Here is a 19634-nt window from a genome sequence, read left to right on the forward strand (position 1 = left end):
TTCACCCAAGGCGCAGGACGACAGGACAAGGGGCATGCGCCCCGGTTGACCCTGACGTTCTCTTTCATCCGGACTATGACCGTCGGCTCTGGAGTTGCACCAGATCTGCTGACACCTCATGGGTAACCATGAGGCCGCTCGCGGGCTTGGGGCTTGCGCCCTTTACCGCCGGTGGGGAATTTCGCCCCGCCCTGAGAACACGCGCAGTATTCTTAGAACACAAAGGATTCGGCAAGTAAAATTTTGTACTGCAGGTGCGCCTGATTTCGAGATCAAACCACCGCTTAAGCATCACCTCTCGCGATGTTTAATCGGTGCTCTCATCCGTCGGCTGAATATTACATTGTGATTCAGTTTCAGCGATTCTGGCGTCGATTTTCTTTTCATATTCACCGGTCAACATTTGAAGACGTTTGCCTTCGGTTCCGGTGATCAAGCCAAGCAGTGCCCCGGCTGGGGTAATCGAGGCCACATTGCGCACGATCTGGTCTTGCGCGTGTTTTTTTTCGGCCTTCAACGCACGGATATCGCCCTCAGCGGTGGCACAATTAATCGGATGTGTCATCGGATCAGAAGCCTCGGAATCTGCCATCGCGGGAGCAGCCCCCAAGCTGATCATCCCAACTCCAACAACAATTGTCCACGCTTTGTAAGTATCTAAAATTCCAAAAGCCATCTGTACCATCCCATATTTGCGTATCACCCGAGAACGATAGGCATCACCGCGCTCGACTAAAAATTGTACGTCAAGTTAGGCACAAGGATTTCTTTTTGCAATGATGCCTTAAACCATAAGCACTCGCTTCATTCCACGCCTTTCGGTCGCAGAGGGGTCTCGCCCATAAACGTTGGTCTCTCTCTACATTCAGAGAATGTTCAGACCTTACACCAAAGTTGCAGCCGGTTTGATGATGCCGGTGTCAATGCCGCGCCGGCTCAAGACGGGCGTGTTCATGCGTTTGAGAGCGGCGGGGTGGTCGGCGTCGAGCAGGCCAAGGCGGACCAGAAGGGCGGCGATGGTGCATTCTGCCGCACGGGTGGAGCCATCGACGATTTTCAGGGCGATGCCCAGTTTGCGGGTCGGAATGATGGCGATGAAGAAGGCCTCGGCCCCGGTTTTGAGCGCAACGGGTTCTTTGCAGGCGCGCATCAGCTCGGTGCAGGCACGGCCTTCGCCAGCGACCAATTCGGGGTGTTTGTTCATCGCTTGCCACAGGCGCACGGCGGCGGATTGACGGGTGTCTGCACCCTCTTCAGCCGATGCAAAGAAAGCCATCGCGCGGGCCATGCCATGCAGGCTGGTGGCGAAGTTCGGGGCGGAACAGCCATCGATGCCAAAGCCGGGGGAAGTTTCACCTGTCACCCCCTCGAAGGCATCCAAGCAGGCCTTTTGCACCACATGTTCTGGATCAATGTATTCAGCGTCACCCCCGAGATGTTGGTTCAGGGTCAGGAAGCCTGCGTGTTTGCCCGAGCAATTGTTGTGCAATTGGCAGGGGCTTTCATCCGCCAATATCAATGCATCGCGGGCAGGTTCATCATCGGGCACCTGCGGGCCGCAGCGCAAATCGGATTCATTCAGCCCCAGATCCGTCAGCCAAGCCTGTACCGGATCGGTGTGGATAGCCGCGCCATTGTGCGAGGCGCAGGCCAGCGCCAGTTGCGCCGAAGTCAGGCCGCGCGCATCTGCGGCACCACTTTCGATCAAAGGTAAGGCCTGGATCATCTTGGCCGAACTGCGCGGCAGGATGGTGGCGTTTGGATCGCCCCAGGCCTCGACAATCTGGCCGGAGCCATCGCAGATCACCGCGTGGCCTGCGTGCACGCTTTCAAGGATTGGGCCGCGCCAAACCTCGGTCAGTAAAACAGGTGCTGTCATGATCGGTGCCTCCGGGCTTACAGGGTTGCGGATTTCCGCCAATTGCGTCTTTCACATCTCGTCTGTTTCAGTCTATTGTTGCACTGTTGAGCAAGACTTGGCCGTATCTCGCAAATAATCCAGCAATGGACAAGGCGGCCAGATGAATTTGAGGCAAAGGACAGCTGGGAGGCTGGACATATGGTACGACGGATGACACGCGGATTGGTGGGCGCAGTTCTGGCGCTGGCAGCAACCGGCGCGGTGGCACAAGAGACAAGCACCAATCAGGTGGCGGCCAATACCGCCTGGAGCGTGTTTGAAGAAAAGAACCCCAAGGAATGCTGGGCGGTGTCGGCCCCGACAGAGACGGTTAACACCAAGGATGGCCGCACGGTTGCGGTGCGTCGCGGTGACATTCTGTTGATGGCTTTTTATCGCCCGGATGCTGGCGTGAAGGGCCAGATCGGATTTACCGGCGGCTACCCGTTTGCTGGCGGATCGACGGTGAATATCAACATCAGCGGCAATGAGTTTGAGCTTTTTACCGAGGGTGAATGGGCCTGGCCTGCCAGCACGGCGGATGATACCAAGATCATTGCGGCGATGAAACGTGGCGCAAGTGCTGTTCTGACGGCGCGGTCCGGACGCGGCACGGTGACCAAAGACACATTTTCGCTGTCGGGCTTTACCGCTGCGATCGAAGAAGCGGCCAAGCGCTGCCCTTAATCGTTTTCATGTGAATTTGCCCTGCCAACATGGCAGGGTGTCACCCGCCACCGGAGAGGCCGCATAAATGGCGCGCGCGATGGCGCGGGCCATGCATTGGGCTGCAAAGTGGCCAAGCAGCAGTAGCTCTTTTGCTTCGGTGATGGGTGGCCCTTCTCCCGTGCTGGCGGCAAAAATCAGATCCCCATCGAACGGCGTATGTGACGGCACAAGCGCGCGGGCATAACCATCATGTGCGGCGGTGGCCATGCGGGTGCATTGCGCCTGCGTCAGCGGGGCATCGGTAGCGACGATCCCGATGGTGGTGTTGGCGTGTTGGTTGAGTTTGGTCTGTGGAATCTGAGACGTTGAGAAATCACTCGCAACGCCTTGGTTGCCATATTCTTCGTTCATCTCAAACGGTGCCGCCCAGAAATGCGCGCCATCACCCACTGTCGCCTGACCCAGAGCGTTGACGGCCACCAAAGCACCAACCGTGTGGCCGGAGGGCAAGACAAACGAGGCGGAACCCAGCCCGCCCTTGAGATTGGCCGTGGTGGCACCAGTGCCTGCCCCAACAGAGCCGATCGCAAACTCGGTTCCGGTCTGTGCGAGGGCGGCTGCACCCAGAGCTTTGTAGGGGTTTTCAATCCAGCCTTTGTCCCCGCCGTTGATCAGATCAAACAGGATGGCACTCGAGACAATCGGGACATTCTGATCTCCGACGGCAAAGCCACGCCCTTGTGCGCGCAGGGCATCAGCCACGCCAGAGGCCGCATCCAGCCCAAAGGCCGAACCGCCGGACAGCACCAACGCATCGACCTGCTCAATCGTTTTGTCGGGGGCCAGCAGGTCGGTTTCGCGGGTACCCGGTGCGCCGCCCATGACCGAGACACCCGCGGTAAATGGCGCATCACCGATCAGCACCGTCGTGCCGGTTTTAATCGTGTCATTCTGCGCATTGCCGACTTTGAGGCCTGCAACATCGGTGATCAGGTTCAGAGCGCCGGGTTTTACCTGCATAAGAAATCCATCTGCATAAGTTGAAAATTTATCTTGCCAGAATAAACGGAATGCGCAAGAACAGGCACAGGCCGGGGCGATGGCGTCGCCCGCCCGACACGGGCAAGGCTCACATATTCAAACAGTCCTGAACGCCGGGACCTTTCTTTTACAGGAGGGTCAAATATGACTGCACATCCAGAATCCAACCAATTCAGTGGCACTGCACGCCCTGAAATGTATCGTTTCCACAATGGGGAAAAGGCGCCGCTGCCTTTTGCTAGTTCTGAATATGACGCACGCCTAAGCGGCCTGCGCGCCATTATGGCCGAGGCTGGCGTTGATGCCGCTGTCTTCACCTCGATGCACAACATCGCCTACTACAGCGGTTTCCTCTATTGCGCCTTTGGTCGGCCTTATGGCTTGGTTGTGACCGCGACGGAAAGCGTGACAATCTCTGCCGGGATTGACGCGGGTCAGCCTTGGCGTCGGAGCCACGCAGACAACATCACTTATACCGACTGGCAGCGTGACAACTACTGGCGCGCAATCCTGTCTGTGACCGGCGAAGGCAAAGTGATCGGTTACGAGGGTGATCACCTGACCTTGATGCAGCGCGATAAACTGCAAGGGTTCCTGAAACCGTCGTCCACCGTGGACATCGCGGGCCACACGATGCGCCAGCGGATGCACAAATCAGCCGGTGAGATTGCGCTGATCCGCAAGTGTACAGCGATTGCCGATGTCGGTGGTTACGCGATCCGTGATGCCGTCAAGGTCGGCACGCGCGAGATTGATGTGGCGATGGCCGGGCGCGACGCGATGGAAGCTGAGATTGCCCGCGTCTTCCCCGATGCGGAATACCGTGACACTTGGGTCTGGTTCCAGTCGGGCATCAACACCGATGGGGCGCATAATCCGGTCACCGCGCGTCAGTTGCAACGTGGGGATATCCTGAGCCTCAACACCTTCCCGATGATTTCGGCCTATTACGTGGCGCTGGAACGCACCATGTTTGTCGGCGAAGTGGACGATGCCAGCCTGAAGATCTGGGAGGCGAACATTGCCGCGCATGAGTACGGCATGAGCCTGCTGAAGCCTGGTGTCAGTTGTGCCGAGGTAACCCACAAGATCAACGACTTCTTTGAAGAGCGCCAGCTGCTGCAATACCGCACATTTGGTTACGGCCATTCGTTCGGCGTGCTGAGCCACTATTACGGCCGCGAGGCCGGGCTGGAACTGCGCGAAGACATCGACACGGTGCTGGAGCCGGGCATGGTCATTTCGATGGAACCGATGCTGACCATCGCCAACGACCAACCGGGTGCCGGCGGATACCGCGAACACGATGTTCTGGTCATCACCGAAGATGGCAACGAGAACATCACCGGATACCCGTATGGGCCCGAGTTCAACGTGGTTGGATAAGACAACGGAAGGCGGTCCAATGGGCCGCCTTTTTTCTGATGGGGATATCGTAACGTCCTCAACATGAATTCAGCCACAAAACATGCTATGATCCCGCCAGATATTGAGGCCTGAGTCTGCGATTGCTGATGCGGCTGTAGTTTTTGCTTAGTTTTCATTGATCCTTAAAACGTTCCTTTAACCAGATTGTGCGCAATCGAAGTGCTCTCGCCCCGCAGCGAAGAGGGGGAATTCGATATGGCTGCCAAAACTGCAAGTGAACTACGTGATCTGGTGCGGGGGGATGTGATCACCCCCGAGGATCAGGGTTATGAGGACGCGCGCAAGGTGCACAACGGCATGATCGACAAACGGCCCGGCGTGATCGTGCGTGTGGCCAATGCCGGGGATGCGATGACGACCGTCAATTATGCCCGCGACAACCAGCTTGATCTGTCGGTGCGGGGCGGCGGCCACAGTGGACCGGGGTTTGGCACCAATGATGGCGGTGTCGTACTAGACCTGTCCGGCATGCGCGGGGTTCGGGTGGATCCGAACGCGCAAACCGTGCGCGCCGAGGGCGGCACCACCTGGGGGGACTTCAATGCCGCCACCCATGCCTTTGGCCTGGCCACGACCGGCGGGGTGATTTCCACCACCGGCATTGCCGGGCTCACCCTTGGCGGTGGCATCGGCTATCTGTCACGTGGGCATGGGCTATCGCTGGACAATCTGATTTCCGCGGATGTGGTGACCGCAGATGGGCAAATGCTGATCGCGAATGAACATGAGAACGCCAATCTGTTCTGGGCCCTGCGCGGGGGTGGTGGGAACTTTGGTGTTTGCACCTCGTTCGAATACAAGCTGCGGCCAGTGGATACGGTGTACTGGGGGCCCATGTTCTATGAGCTGCAAGATACTAAAACCATCTTTGAATTCTACCGCGACTACATCAAGGACGCACCGCGCGGAATGGGGGCCTTTCCGGTCTTTCAGATTGCACCGCCCCTGCCCTTCATTCCTGAGGACCGGCATGGCGACATGTTTGTCGGCATTGTCGCCTGCTGGTCGGGCGATCCGGCCGCGGGGGAAGAGCAGTTCAAACCGTTCCATGATGTGGCCGAGGTCAAGGCCGAGATGGTTGGGCCGCTGCCCTACCCCGCGATCAACGCGGCCTTTGACGGGCTGTTCCCAACCGGCATTCGCCAATACTGGAAGGGCAATTTCGTCAAAGAACTAAGTGACGAAGCCATCGCCGCGCATATCCAACACGGGCCAAATGCGCCGACGGTCAGTTCGACCATGCATCTCTATCCGATCAACGGCGCCTGTCATGATGTGGCGGCGGATGCGACGGCCTTTGGCCACCGGGATGCGGATTTCTCGATGGTGATTCTTGCGGCGTCGGATGATCCAGCAAATGACGCAGCCCACACCAAATGGGTGCAGGATTATTCGGATGCCGTGGCACCGTATTCGGAGCCGGGCGGTTACGTAAATTTCATGGATGACGATGACAGCGTTCGGGTACAGGACAATTACGGTGGCAACTATGACCGCCTAGTCGATATCAAGCGACGCTTTGATCCCGACAACTTGTTCCATGTGAACCAGAATATCGCGCCCTGAGAACCTTCATCCACATTGAGTTGGCCCATAAAATACAAAACCCCGGCGTGATGGCCGGGGTTTTGCGCGTTCATGAGGTGATCAGCTGTCTTTGCTGTCGCCAACGTAGTCTTCGAGCAGCTTTTCGTTTTTGGCCTCTTCGATCTGGTTAATGCGGTCGATCCGGGCCTGGTTGTCGAAACGGTATTTGACGAAGTTCACAAGGCTCAGCGTCAGCAGAATGATCCCGATAGCCCAGTAGCCCTTGGTCGCCAGCGGCACGTCGGTCGATAGATAGAGCGAGATGCCCAGCATCACATAGGCCAGAACCACACCGGCCAGATTCAGAAGCATGATCACGTTGTTGTCGGGTTTTTCGTTGGTATACATTTCAATAGTCCTTCGTTTTCAAGTTTGGTTTTAATTGGGAGCGTCTTATTTCAGGCGGTTCAGCACATCTTGGGCGGTGACCTTTGTGGCAGGGCCGAAACCCTGTGCCGCCATGCGGTCCTCTAGCGTGTTGTGGTTTAGATCATCATTGATCTCGGCCAGAATTTGCGACTGCTCGAACGGATCATCCTTGCCGATGACCTTGGCGATCAGCTCTTCGGCTTCGTCCGCGCTGGAGGTGCTGGCGATGGTTGAATTCAGGCGGCTTTGCATTTGCTGTTCGCGGCGCATGGCCTTGGCGGTGATGGCGCCTTGCTTGAGGTCGATGATCCGACGGTGCGCGGCCCCGACCGACGTTTTCAGGCGGGTGATCTGCATCTCGAGGCGATCAAGGGTGTCTTTGCGCAACTGCGCCTCGTTTTCCATCGTGGCGATGGCTTCGGCGGCTTGGGTGGCCATGTCGTCCCGGCCCTCTTTTAGCGCGGCCTGCGCGCGGGTCAGCATGGATTCGATCCGGCCGGTGACGGCCTCATAGAGGCGCTGCTCGGACCGCTCTCGCTGCATCAAAGTGGCCAGCGTTGCCTTGGCGGCTTTCAGTTGCGATTCTGTTTCGCGAATTTTCTGGTCAATCAATTCAAGGGCAAAGGTGTCGCGGACGCACTCCTCGGCCCGGGCGTTTGCGCCAGTGAAGAGGGTTTTCAAAGTGGCTAACATTTTCAATCTCCATTCGTGAACGTTGTTCATGGATTGGATGTAGAAAAGAAATGAACATTGTTCAATAACTATTTTGAACAATGTTCAGAAACTATTTGTTTCCAGTTAACTGCTGCAACGTGATCGAGATCATGCGCTTGATCTGATCATCCGGCACGCCGGAGATCCGGTTTTCCAATCCCAGCAGCACAATACCATGCACAGAAGAGAACAGCGCCCGGGTCATCAGGCTGACGTCTTCGTCCGACGTATCCGGGAAGCATTCCCGAACCGGGCCGGCGATGAACCCGAACAGGCGCTCCAGTTCCGCAAGATACCAGGCCGGGATTTCCATCTCGGTCGACATACGCGCGTCAAACAGCGTGCGCCAGGTGCGCGGGTTGGCTGCGGCGAATTCGAGATAGGCATGCGACATTACAATCAGCCGCTCAGTTGGCGGCGCATTTTCGTTGCCTACCAGACTGGCGGCCACCGCCTGCCCGAGATGTTGGAAGGTGATACCGTTCACGGCAATCACGATGTCAAAGAGATCATCAAAGACATTATAGATTGCACCGACGGCACAGTTCGCCGCTTTCGCGAGGTCGCGCGCCTTAATGGCAGAAATCCCTTCTTCCTTGATCCGCTGTTCGGCAATGGAGATCAGCTTCTTGCGCAATTCCTCGCGCCGTTTTTCAACTTTACCTGCCATATTCCCCTCGTTGAACTGCGTTCATGGCTTACTCTAAAATGGATTTGAACCCAAGTGCCCTTTGTCAACGGATCATTTTAAATGTGCCTGAACATTGCCTAGAGCCCGGGCAACCCCAAGACCACCAGTCATCGAACAATGCGAAAGTGACAGAAGACTGGAATTCTTACAGCTCAACCCCTTGTGCAGAAACGAAGATACATTTTATTTAAGGCGGGAGGCCTTTCTCTGGCAGCGCTGAACCATGATTTGATGCTGCAAATCCCATTTTACCCGTCGCCGCGGACACGGCGATCCTATATCGTTAGGACATAATCAGGAGCGAACTCGGAATGATCTATGTAAAACGTACACTTCAGGCATTGATCTTGCTGCTGGTGGTGTCGTTTCTACACTACACGTTGCCCCATTATGACGTGGTGCGGATTACCGACACCTATGAAAAGCGCGTCGATCCGGGCAGTAATTCGATATTCTGGAGTAGCGGGGATGCTGGCAGCAGTTCCGAAGTGGCCAGCCGCGATGTATTTTTCATTCAGGCATTTTCACCCAAAGATAAGCCGCGCATTTACCGCAATGAAGACACGGGTTGGGGCTGGCCGCCCTATATGAAGTTTGACACGGCCAACCTACAGGCCGAAGCGTCCGACCTGATTTCGAAGAAAAACGCGGAAAATGCGCAGTGGGTTGCGGTGAAACACTATGGCTGGCGGATTGAGATGATGTCGGTCTATCCCAATGCTCTGAAGATCTGGCCAGTTAGCGGCCCGGATGTGCGCATTATCCCTTGGTTCAACATCGTCTTCCTGATCGTACTGTTTGCCTTGTTCTGGGCGGTGCGTGTGCGTTGGAAACGGTTTCGCGAGAACAAGATCAACCCAAAGGTTGATGAGTGGACCGACGGGTGGGGATGAATCTTGATCACCTCGAAACCCTCACCGTTCTAGGCAACTGTATTATCAGCATACTTCGTCGTTGGAGGATGCGGAGAAATAGCGACCGCTTAACGAAACCCATCGACGCCCTGCCCGAACCACAGTTTTCGGCAACAACACATTGGCGGCGAATTATAACTCGATCTCGAAGAATAAAATGCTTCGCGCTGCAGAGGACACATGCTCTGCGCCATCGGGAAGTGCCGAAAACACGATACCGTATATTGAGCCTATGGGGTTGGGAGGTAAGTGGTTTTTACATTTGCCTGCCCTGTTGCAAATCAGGGCGGCGAACAAAATTAACTCAGACGGCGCGCTTTGAGTACGCCGCCTGAAAGATTCAGTGCTTGCCGTAGTACAATCCGACCACATGCTCGGCCTGTGCAAAGAACAGCCAGCGTGATGTGGCCACACCAGCGAGATGTGACAGCACGGCAAAGAATGGCAGAACGTGGTGCCCAGTGTTGGCCAATATGGTCAGCAGCAGGATCGCGAGCGGCAGCACGAAGGCCAGTGCAAAGGAGATCACCCGCAGTTTGGCGGCGTGTTTGCGGCCGACAACATGTACGAATTCACGCAGCAGATAGTTGGTGCCGGTGTGGGGTGGCTCGAACGCGCGGACTTCGCCTCGATCACCAAGACCAGTGGCCGTGCCCAGATTGGTGCCAGAGACAGCCAGAGCCATGTCACCCTGTTTCCAATAGGCGAGTTGCACCAGCGCCGCGATCAGCAGCAGCACAATCGCCAACCGAACCTGACCGGCCATCAAAGCCCCGCCTGCAAGGCTGAACGACAGGAACATTACTGGGGTCAGACCCATGTTCCAGCGCGGAATGGTTTTCAGCTGAGTGTAGATCATCGAGGTGGTGAAGACGGTCAGCAGGGACAGCAGCGCGCCGATCCAGCCCAAAAGGGTCCAGGTTTGGCCAAGGAACACAGCGCCCAGCGCATAGAGGCCCATTACGACCAAGGCGCCCACGGCGCAGCAACCTTCGCGGCTGAGCCAGCTGGAGCGCCATTGGCTGAAAGCTTTCATCGCCCGTTCAGGGTGTCCAAGGTGAAAGGTCGACGCCAACAGGCCACCCACCGCCATGGCATAGGCGATGGCGAACATGACAAAGGCAACCCAGCCGGTGACCGCTGGCAGGCCGAGACCCAGCCAGAACAAAAGACCAAAGCCCAGACCGGACAGGGTGGTGAAGACAATTACTGAGGGTGCGGGATGCATCAGATTTTCTCCAGCATTTTATCAAGCCAACCGACAAAGCCCGCAGGCTCTTCGGCAACCGGGGCGAGGAAAGGTGCCAGAACATCGATCTGGTCCATTTCGTCTTTGGGCCGGGGTGGCAGGTATTTGTTGACGGGTTTGGTGCCTTGTTCAGGCATCAGGTCCATGCCGCCGCGTTCGGCGGTCAGCTTGGACACGTTGCTTTCGGGATCGGCAAAGTCGCCAAAGTGGCGCGCGCCTGCGGGGCAGGTTCGAACACAGGATGGCACACGGTCCACCTCGGGCAGGTTTTCATTATAAATCCGGTCGACGCAGAGCGTACATTTCTTCATCACGCCTTCGGCCTGATCCAACTCGCGCGCGCCGTAGGGGCAGGACCACGCGCAAAGGCCGCACCCGATACAGTCGCTTTCGTTGACCAGAACGATCCCGTCCTCGACCCGTTTGTAACTGGCCCCGGTGGGGCAGACAGTAACGCAGGGCGCGTCCTCGCAGTGCAGGCAGGACTTCGGGAAGTGAATCAGCTGCGCTGCAGGGTGTGGTTTGTCGCTGGTGGCCAGCGGCTGCACTTCGTAACTGTGCACCCGGTTCAGAAAGGTACCCGAGGGATCGCCACCGTAAGGGTCCTGATCCGACAGCGGCGCGCCGTAGTTTTCAGTGTTCCAGCCTTTGCAGGAAATCACGCAGGCGTGGCAGCCAACGCAAGTATCCAGATCAATGACAAGGCCAAGCTTCTTTTCGGTCTTTCCGGGTAGCGTTGTCATTTGCCCACCTTCCATGTCAGTTCTTTTGGTCCCTGCCCGACCGGTGATTTGATCGGTGGGAAGGCCGGATCACATTCCGCAGGTGCGGCGGATTTTTCGATCTTCACGCGCAGGTCAAACCAAGCCGCCTGCCCGGTGATCGGATCAGAGTTGGCCCACCTGAGTCCATCGCCTTTGGGTGGCAACAGCTCGTGAATAAGATGGTTGAGCAGGAAGCCCTTGGTCGCCTCGGGTGCGTCGTTTTCCAACGCCCAAGCGCCCTTGCGCTTGCCAATAGCGTTCCACGTCCAGACCGTGCTTTCGTTCAGCGCAGCCATATGGGCCACTGGCACGGTGATGGATCCGTGGGCCGAACTCACCTTGGCCCAGTCGCCATCTTCAAAGCCGTTCGCCTCCCAGATCTTGGTTGGGATGTAGAGCGGGTTGCGGCCATGGATCTGGCGCAGCCAAGCGTTTTGCGTACCCCAAGAGTGATACATCGCCATCGGGCGCTGTGTCAGGGCATGCACAGTGAACTCATCCGTGTCGACATGGCTGTCCTCAAACGGGGCATACCAGATCGGCAGCGGGTCCATCGTGGCCTTGACCCGTTCGCGCAAATGTTCAGGCGGTTGGCGGTCGCCATGACCTTCGGCCGCGCGTTGGAATTTGCGCATCGGTTCAGAGTAGAGCGAAAACAGGTACGGCTCGGGCTTGTCATAGATGCCCATGCCGACCGCCCAGTCCTGATAGGCGCTGTTCCACGGCTTATAGAAATCAGCCCCTTCCGGGATATGCTCCACATAGAAGCCACCGTTTTCAATATATTTATCCAGCTGATCCGGGTTTACTTCACCACGACCAACCTTGTCGCCGCCCTTGCCGCGGAAGCCAGCCAAGGGGCCGATGCCGGGTTTGCGTTCGTGATTGACGATATAGTCGGCGTAGTCCTCGTATTTCGCAGAGCCGTCCTCGTTGACGAAACCCGGCATGCCCAGACGGTTGGCCAGATGCACCAGCGTGGTCTGGAAGCCGCGCACGTCGCGGTCAGGCTCGATCACCGGCCAGCGGATGGCGTCAGCGGCGGCTTCGGCCTCGCAAATTGGACGGTCCAGAAGGCTGATGCAGTCATGACGCTCCAGATAGGTGGTGTCAGGCAGGATCAGATCGGCATAGGCGACCATTTCCGAACTGTAAGCATCGGAATAGATGATGTTCGGGATCACGTAATCGCCGTTCTCATCCTTTTCGGTCAGCATCTCCATCACACCGCCGGAATTCATCGAAGAGTTCCAGGACATGTTCGCCATATACATGAACAGCGTGTCGATCTTGTACGGGTCACCGGCATGGGCGTTGGAGATGACCATATGCATCAGCCCGTGGCTGGACATCGGATTTTCCCAAGTGAACGCCTTGTCCAGGCGGATCGGCGAGCCGTCACCATTTAGCATCAGATCATCCGGGCCATGCACGAAACCCAAGTGCGGACCATCCAGCGCCGCGTTGCAGGTCACTTTGCCATGTGGCTTGGGGTGGGCGCTGACCGGCTTGGGATAGGGCGGCTTGAACCGGAAACCGCCGGGAACCTCGACCGTGCCGAGGATGATCTGCAGCAGGTGCAGCGCGCGGCAGGTCTGGAACCCATTGGAGTGGGCGGAAACACCGCGCATCGAGTGGAAGGAAACCGGGCGGCCAACCATCTTGTCGTGCGTGTCGCCGCGGAAATCGGTCCAGCTTTGATCCAGTTCAAACGCCTCATCAAAGGCGACGCGGGCCAGTTCCGATGTGATTTTCCGGATGCGGTCGGCAGAGATACCGCAACGCTCGGCCACAGCATCGGGTGCGTATTGCGGATCCAGGTATTTTTCCGCCATCAGCTGGAAGACCGTGCGGTTGCCTTCATGGTTGGCGGCAAGGTCGGGTAGGATGCCCTTTTGGTCAAAGGCGACCAGTTTGCCAGTACGGCGGTCGATGACCAGTTCTTTGCCCGCGTCATCGCGCATCAGCAGGCCGGTCTCGGCATCGATCAATACAGGTGCGTTGGTGAAGCGTGAGAGATATTCCAGATCCAGCTTACCGGCGCGGAACAGCTCATGAACCATCGCCAGGATGAACAGACCGTCGGTGCCGGGAGTGATCCCCACCCATTCATCTGCCACGGCGTTGTAGCCAGAGCGGATGGGATTGACGCCGATGATCTTACCACCACGGCCTTTGACCTTGCCGATGCCGATTTTGATCGGGTTGGAATCATGGTCTTCGGCGACGCCAAACAGCATGAAGAGTTTGGTGCGGTCCCAATCAGGTTGGCCAAATTCCCAAAAGGCGCCGCCCATGGTGTAGATGCCGCCTGCGGCCATGTTGACGGAACAGAAGCCGCCGTGCGCCGCAAAGTTTGGCGTGCCGAAGTTTTGCGCCCAGAACCCGGTGAAGCTTTGTGATTGGTCGCGGCCGGTGAAGAAGGCTAGTTTCTTGGGGTCTTTTTCGCGGATCGGCTTGAGCAGGCCAACGGCCATGTCCAGTGCTTCGTCCCAGCTGATCTCTTCAAACTCGCCTGATCCACGGGGGCCGACACGTTTCATCGGGGCCTTGAGACGAGACGGCGCGTTGACCTGCATAATGCCTGCGCTGCCCTTGGCGCAGAGTACGCCTTTGTTCACCGGATGATCGCGGTTGCCCTCGATATAGGCGACCTTGCCGTCCTTCATGTGGACGTTAATACCGCAGCGACAGGCGCACATATAACAGGTGGTTTTTCGGATCTCGTCCGAGACCTTGGGGGAAGTATCTATTTTCGGTTGCTGGATATTCATCTGGCTATTTTTTCTCCCCGTTGGACTAACTCAGGAACATTATTCCTGTAAGCATAAGAACCGCAATGAAAATAGTTTCCACGACAATCAGGGCAATTGCTGCCCCTCCGACAGAAGCTACTTGCTTGAGGTTTGTTTTCATTCCGACCGCCGCGATGGCGATCAACAACAGCCAGCGCGAGGTCTGACCTGCGAAATCAGCAACAGCTGTCGGGATCACCCCGAAGGAGCTGAGGGCCGCCAATACGATAAAGCCAATCACGAAACCCGGAAGGATGGGCGGGCGTTTGTCGGACCCATCTTCCGCTGCATAATGGCGAATGGCCAATGACGCCACGAGGACAATCGGTGCTAGCATCGCAACGCGTACCAGTTTGACCAAAGTTGCGGTATCGCCTGCTTGTTCAGAGATTGAGAAACCAGCGCCGACAACCTGTGCCACATCGTGGATCGTGGCCCCCAGGAAAACGCCCCCGGCAAAGTCATCCATCTGCAATGTGGAGACTAGAATCGGGTAAACGATCATCGCCACGGTCGACAGAACAGTCACGCCGACGACTGTAAAAATCAGTCGCTCTTCGGAGCGTTCATCGCGCGGTAGAATAGCACTGATCGCCATGGCGGCAGAGGCCCCACAAATGGCCACCGAGCCTGCGGTCAGAAGTGAGAACCGCCACTTATGGCCGAACAGTGGGCCAACCAGCAGCCCAAACCCGATGGTCAAAACCACCCCTGCGATGATCAGAGCAACAAGCTGAATATTCAGTCCGGCCATCAGGGTCATGGAAACACGCACACCAAGCAACGCTACGCCCAAACGCAGCAAAGTACGGGATGAAAATCCGATACCCGGGACGGCCTTGCCCTCTTCGCTCAGGAAGCTGACCGCGATACCAAGCAACAAGGCCAACAACATCGCGGGGGTACCGTAATGCTCGGACAGGAATTTGGCCGTAACCGCGACGATGATGGACATCATCACGCCCGGAAACAGCACGCCAATCTGTGCCCGTGCCTCCGCGATCCGACCGGAAGGGTTTGAAAGTGCCGACGCCATATCTTGCTTCGTCCTTTACTCAATATGGGTGGCATCACTCAGCAGGGCCGAGGATCTGCTGCCTTGGTTTCAGTCTGCCAGCGCCTGCAAGGCGGTTACGGCGATCATTTGGGTGACATCCTCGGCGACACATCCGCGCGAGAGGTCGTTGGCGGGTTTGTCCAACCCTTGCATAATGGGCCCGATGGCCGCGTATCCGCCCAGTCGCTGGGTGATTTTGTAACCGATGTTACCCGCATCCAGATTTGGGAAGATCATAACATTGGCCAGCCCGGCAACCTGCGAGCCGGGGCTTTTCTTTTCGCCCACCGACGGCACAAAGGCCGCGTCAAATTGTAACTCGCCATCAACATTCAGGTCTGGGCGATTGTCACGCAACGCTTGAGTCGCAGTTTCAACCTTGGCGACCGCGGGGTGACTAGCACTGCCCTTGGTCGAAAAAGATAGCATGGCAATCTTTGGCTCCTGCCGCAGAAGCGACTGACAGGATTTTGCGGAGGCTTCAGCAATCGAAGCCAACTCTTGCGCACTCGGATCAATAACCAGACCGCAGTCTGAATAGAGCATTGTGCGGCCATCCTCGGACGGCGGGTACATCAGAAAGAATGACGACACCATCGCGGCATCAGGGGCCTTTCCGATCACCTGAATGGCGGCGCGCACGATGTCGGAGGTGGTATTGACCGCGCCCCCAACGGTGCCGGTTGCATGGCCCAGACGCACCAGCATGGCGGCATAGGTCACGGGGTTCAGCATGGCGACTTGGGACTTGGCCTCGTCTACGCCTTTGTGCTTGCGCAGATCAAAGAAGGCCGCGGCAAAGCCAGCTGTCAGGTCGGATGTGGCAGGATCGTGAATAGAAAGATGCGAGCTGTCAGATGCGCTTTGCGCTTCAAGCTCGGCTTGAATGTCGGCCTCGGGGCCGACCAGAATGATATCGGCAATATCTGCCGAAATGGCGGCCAGCGCCCCCGCGACAACGCGGGGATCACTGCCTTCGCTTAATGCGATGGTTGGGCGGCTGACAGGTGCCAGCGATTGTAGAAGTTCAACCGGGCGTAATGTCATACCGTCCAACATCCCAATCTTAGACTTGCTGTTCGCGCATGTCGGCTTTGTCGATGCCAGCAACTTGAACTGGCTTCTTCATCGCGTCGCGGCGGAATGGCTCACCCAGTTCTTGGTTGATCATGGCTTCGATCAGGGTGGTGATACCTTTTTTCTGATCTTCACAAGCTTGCGCCAGCGCATCTGTCAGCTCGTCCATGGTGCGGGCGACAACGCCTTTGAGACCACATGCGCTGGCGATACCTGCGTAAGACACTTGAGTGTCCAGCTCGGTGCCGACGAAGTTGTCGTCGAACCAAAGAGTCGAGTTACGCTTTTCAGCACCCCACTGGTAGTTGCGGAAAACAACTTGGGTCACAGCGGGCCATTCTTCACGGCCAATCGCAGTCAGTTCTGTCACAGCGATACCGAAGGCACCGTCGCCAGAAAAGCCAACAACAGGCACATCAGGGCAACCGATTTTCGCACCAACAACCGATGGCAGACCGTAACCACAAGGACCAAACAGGCCAGGTGCCAGATATTTGCGGCCTTCTTCGAACGAAGGATAGGCGTTACCGATGGCGCAGTTGTTGCCGATGTCGGACGAGATGATCGCGTCTTTTGGCAGAGCGGATTGAATCGCACGCCATGCTTTGCGTGGTGACAGCCAGTCAGGCTTGGCGTCGCGGGCACGCTCGTTCCAGGTTGTACCTGGGTCGTCTTGCTCGTGATCCATCGAGGTCAGCTCTTGCGCCCAGCGCGATTTTTTCTCAGCGATGTTCGCTTTGCGCGCGTCGCGGCCTTCGTCACCGGCGCTGTCTGACAGCTGTGCCAGGATGTTGTTTGCAACGGTGGCAGCGTCGCCAACGATACCAACAGAAACCTTCTTGGTCAGGCCGATGCGATCAGGGTTGATGTCAACCTGAATGATTTTCGCATCTGCTGGCCAGTACTCCATGCCATAACCCGGCAGTGTGGAGAATGGGTTCAAACGGGTGCCAAGGCAGAGAACAACGTCGGCTTCCTTGATCAGTTCCATACCGGCTTTGGAGCCGTTGTAGCCCAGAGGACCGGCGAACAGTGGGTGCGAGCCTGGGAAGGCGTCGTTATGCTGGTAACCAACGCAAACTGGGGCGTCGAGACGCTCAGCCAGTGCTTTGGACGCTGCGATGCCGCCTTTCGACAGAACGGTACCGGCACCGTTCAGGATGACAGGGTTTTTCGCGCTCGACAGCAGAGCAGCCGCTTCGGATACGGCTGTTGCACCACCTTGAGGCAGTTCAAACTCAACTACCGCTGGCAGCTCGATGTCGACGACCTGAGTGAAGAAGTCACGTGGGACGTTGATTTGCGCAGGAGCGGAGGCGCGCTTGGCGTTCATGATCACCCGGCTCAGAACTTCGGCCATGCGGGATGGGTCGCGAACTTCTTCCTGGTAGCAAACACAGTCAGCGAACATGCGCATCTGTTCCATTTCCTGGAAACCGCCCTGACCCATGGTTTTGTTCGCGGCTTGTGGTGTCACCAGCAGCAGCGGCGTGTGGTTCCAGTAAGCTGTTTTAACTGCAGTTACAAAGTTGGTGATACCAGGGCCGTTTTGTGCGATCATCATCGACATTTTGCCGGTGGCGCGGGTGTAACCGTCTGCCATCATGCCGCCGGAGCCTTCGTGCGCGCAGTCCCAGAAAGTGATTCCGGCATCTTCGAAGATGTCCGAAATTGGCATCATGGCCGAGCCAATGATTCCAAAGGCGTGTTCAATACCATGCATTTGCAGTGTTTTTACAAATGCTTCTTCCGTGGTCATTTTCATGGGGCGTCTCCTGAATTGGAAATGGATCGGACTGGTCCGAGTGGTTAACGCGAAACTACGGTGTGGTGGCGACTGGCAGTAGGGCCAGATTGAAATCCGAATAAAGCCAGTTAGCTATAATTCTTCAACACTTCGGCCAAACGCGAGATCCCTTCTGGGATTCGGCTTGCTGGAATCGAGGAATAGGCCAGACGGTAATAATTCTTGGGCGGGTTCGGACCATCAAAGAACGGGTGGCCCGGCTCGATCAAAACGCCCTGCTCTCGAAGCATAAAGTCCAGCCGTTCAGTATCAACATGCTCTGGCGCACGCATCCACATCGAAGACCCACCATATTCCCCCTGCCCCCCAATCCGAAGGGCGTGATCGGCAAGAGCAGTTTCCATGACTTTACGACGTTCCGAAAACACCAACCCCATCTTGCGGATCAGGCTGTCATAATGACCCATCGATAGAAAATAGGCTGCAGTGCGTTGAATATGCCCCGGAGGGTGGCGCAATACACTGGCGCGCAATGCGCGTGCCTCGCGGATGAACGGTTTGGACCCGACGATGTAGCCCAGCCGCAATCCGGGAAATATCGACTTTGAGAAACTGCCGATGTAAATCACACGCCCATCCGAATCGAGAGACTTCAAGGCTGGCAGAGGCGAGCGCAGGAATGAAATCTCGAATTCGTAATCATCTTCGACAATCACGGCGTCCATGTCTGCCGCCTTGGCCAGTAACTCCTTGCGTCGGTCCAGCGGCATCGTCGCATTCGTTGGCGACTGGTGGCTGGGTGTGGTGAAGATCACATCAGCCTGTTCGGGCAGTTTTTCCGGCGGCAGCCCATCGTGGTCCACATCGATCGCGGCCAGATGACAGCGTGATTGCATCAGAATGTCCCGCAGGGCGTGGTAGCAAGGGTTTTCACTGACTGCGGTGCGGCGCTGCGTCAGCAAGACCTGCGCCGTTAACCAAAGTGCATTCTGCGCGCCCATAGTGACCAGAATTTCATCTGGCTCGGCCAAAATCCCGCGCCGTGGCAAAGTGTGGCGCATGATGAATTCAAGCAAACGTGGATCATCTTGATCATAGTAATCGGCTGTCAGCGCGCGGAAGTCTTTCTGTCCCAAGGCCTGTAAAGCACAATGCCGCCAGTTCGTGTGATCAAATAGCGCCGGGTCAGCCTGCCCGTATATGAACGGAAACTTGTACCGCGACCAATCTTGCGGCTTGACTGGCATAACCCCCCCAGTAAAGCGATGACCAATCGCGCGGGCCCAATCAACCTTGTCTTGCTTTGGATGTCGCGCCTCAAGCTTGGATGGCTCAGGCGCATTGCGAGAGACGAAATAGCCAGACCGATCCCGTGCCTCGAGGTAATCGTTCGCCAGTAGTTCGGTGTAAGCTAGCGTCACCGTGATTCGGCTCACACCGAGATGCGACGCCAACTTACGAGACGACGGGAGCTTCTCGCCTTTGCGCAAACGACCCGACAGGATTCCTTCGGCGATCATTTGCTGAATTTGCGCCTGTAAAGTCCCCCGCGCTTCAGGGTCCAAAAAGAACGTTTCAATTGATATTGCCATAGGATCACTCTGATTTGGACTTATATCGGGTGTAATTTGG

Annotated in this window: 17 protein-coding genes and 1 riboswitch; of the genes, 4 read left to right on the forward strand and 13 right to left on the reverse strand. The window is 56.8% G+C overall.

The features are described 5' to 3' along the window. Positions 1–52: 52 nt before the first annotated feature. Positions 53–203, reverse strand: a riboswitch (FMN riboswitch). Positions 204–307: 104 nt separating this feature from the next. Continuing rightward, entirely contained in the window at positions 308–676 is a 369-nt protein-coding gene (locus tag ROA7450_RS06720) for a hypothetical protein (protein WP_085805054.1), read from the reverse strand. A gap of 207 nt (positions 677–883) precedes the next feature. Further along, positions 884–1879, reverse strand: a complete 996-nt coding sequence (locus tag ROA7450_RS06725; protein WP_085805055.1) for an asparaginase — start codon at positions 1877–1879, stop codon at positions 884–886. Between the two features lie 192 nt (positions 1880–2071). Here ROA7450_RS06725 and ROA7450_RS06730 point away from each other — a divergent pair, with 192 nt between their 5' ends. Continuing rightward, complete coding sequence (locus tag ROA7450_RS06730; RefSeq protein ID WP_143534391.1) at positions 2072–2587, forward strand: invasion associated locus B family protein; 516 nt, start codon at positions 2072–2074, stop codon at positions 2585–2587. A gap of 6 nt (positions 2588–2593) precedes the next feature. On the opposite strand, the gene ROA7450_RS06735 is transcribed toward ROA7450_RS06730, so the two are convergent. Then, the gene (locus tag ROA7450_RS06735; RefSeq protein ID WP_085804919.1) at positions 2594–3589 is read right to left on the reverse strand and encodes a P1 family peptidase; all 996 of its coding nucleotides are present in this window, start codon (positions 3587–3589) and stop codon (positions 2594–2596) included. A gap of 165 nt (positions 3590–3754) precedes the next feature. Here ROA7450_RS06735 and ROA7450_RS06740 point away from each other — a divergent pair, with 165 nt between their 5' ends. Both ROA7450_RS06740 and ROA7450_RS06745 read left to right on the forward strand, forming a co-directional pair. Further along, entirely contained in the window at positions 3755–4996 is a 1242-nt protein-coding gene (locus tag ROA7450_RS06740; protein ID WP_085804920.1) for an aminopeptidase P family protein, read from the forward strand. Between the two features lie 237 nt (positions 4997–5233). Beyond that, positions 5234–6604, forward strand: coding sequence for an FAD-binding oxidoreductase (locus ROA7450_RS06745; RefSeq protein WP_085804921.1), 1371 nt, complete (start codon positions 5234–5236; stop codon positions 6602–6604). 81 nt (positions 6605–6685) lie between these two features. On the opposite strand, the gene ROA7450_RS06750 is transcribed toward ROA7450_RS06745, so the two are convergent. From ROA7450_RS06750 to ROA7450_RS06760, 3 genes are all read right to left on the reverse strand, one after another. Then, entirely contained in the window at positions 6686–6973 is a 288-nt protein-coding gene (locus ROA7450_RS06750) for a hypothetical protein (protein ID WP_085804922.1), read from the reverse strand. A gap of 45 nt (positions 6974–7018) precedes the next feature. Continuing rightward, a complete protein-coding gene (locus tag ROA7450_RS06755; protein WP_234999456.1) occupies positions 7019–7717 on the reverse strand; it encodes a PspA/IM30 family protein in 699 nt (232 codons plus the stop codon). Between the two features lie 61 nt (positions 7718–7778). Further along, complete coding sequence (locus ROA7450_RS06760) at positions 7779–8378, reverse strand: TetR/AcrR family transcriptional regulator (protein ID WP_085804924.1); 600 nt, start codon at positions 8376–8378, stop codon at positions 7779–7781. Positions 8379–8710: 332 nt separating this feature from the next. Here ROA7450_RS06760 and ROA7450_RS06765 point away from each other — a divergent pair, with 332 nt between their 5' ends. Next, positions 8711–9292 carry a DUF1523 family protein gene (locus ROA7450_RS06765; protein WP_085804925.1) on the forward strand — a complete coding sequence of 194 codons (582 nt, stop codon included), beginning with the start codon at positions 8711–8713 and terminating at the stop codon, positions 9290–9292. Between the two features lie 361 nt (positions 9293–9653). On the opposite strand, the gene ROA7450_RS06770 is transcribed toward ROA7450_RS06765, so the two are convergent. The 7 genes from ROA7450_RS06770 to pdxR all read right to left on the reverse strand — a co-directional run bounded on the left by ROA7450_RS06770 (position 9654) and on the right by pdxR (position 19594). After that, the gene (locus ROA7450_RS06770; protein WP_085804926.1) at positions 9654–10541 is read right to left on the reverse strand and encodes a dimethyl sulfoxide reductase anchor subunit family protein; all 888 of its coding nucleotides are present in this window, start codon (positions 10539–10541) and stop codon (positions 9654–9656) included. Next, positions 10541–11305 (reverse strand): 4Fe-4S dicluster domain-containing protein, encoded by a 765-nt coding sequence (locus tag ROA7450_RS06775; protein ID WP_085804927.1) that lies wholly within the window; start codon positions 11303–11305, stop codon positions 10541–10543. The genes ROA7450_RS06770 and ROA7450_RS06775 overlap by 1 nt, the downstream gene beginning before the upstream one ends. Beyond that, positions 11302–14100, reverse strand: coding sequence for a molybdopterin oxidoreductase family protein (locus ROA7450_RS06780; protein WP_085804928.1), 2799 nt, complete (start codon positions 14098–14100; stop codon positions 11302–11304). Before ROA7450_RS06780 ends, ROA7450_RS06775 begins: the two co-directional genes overlap by 4 nt. A gap of 25 nt (positions 14101–14125) precedes the next feature. Next, complete coding sequence (locus tag ROA7450_RS06785) at positions 14126–15157, reverse strand: YeiH family protein (RefSeq protein ID WP_085804929.1); 1032 nt, start codon at positions 15155–15157, stop codon at positions 14126–14128. A gap of 69 nt (positions 15158–15226) precedes the next feature. Then, positions 15227–16225: a phosphate acetyltransferase gene (gene pta / locus ROA7450_RS06790; protein WP_085805056.1), complete on the reverse strand. Its 999-nt coding sequence runs from the start codon at positions 16223–16225 to the stop codon at positions 15227–15229. A gap of 19 nt (positions 16226–16244) precedes the next feature. Beyond that, positions 16245–18020 carry a sulfoacetaldehyde acetyltransferase gene (xsc, locus tag ROA7450_RS06795; protein WP_085804930.1) on the reverse strand — a complete coding sequence of 592 codons (1776 nt, stop codon included), beginning with the start codon at positions 18018–18020 and terminating at the stop codon, positions 16245–16247. A gap of 110 nt (positions 18021–18130) precedes the next feature. Continuing rightward, entirely contained in the window at positions 18131–19594 is a 1464-nt protein-coding gene (gene pdxR / locus ROA7450_RS06800; protein ID WP_085804931.1) for a MocR-like pyridoxine biosynthesis transcription factor PdxR, read from the reverse strand. Positions 19595–19634: the final 40 nt, after the last annotated feature.

Source organism: Roseovarius albus, assembly GCF_900172335.1.
Taxonomy (GTDB): domain Bacteria; phylum Pseudomonadota; class Alphaproteobacteria; order Rhodobacterales; family Rhodobacteraceae; genus Roseovarius; species Roseovarius albus.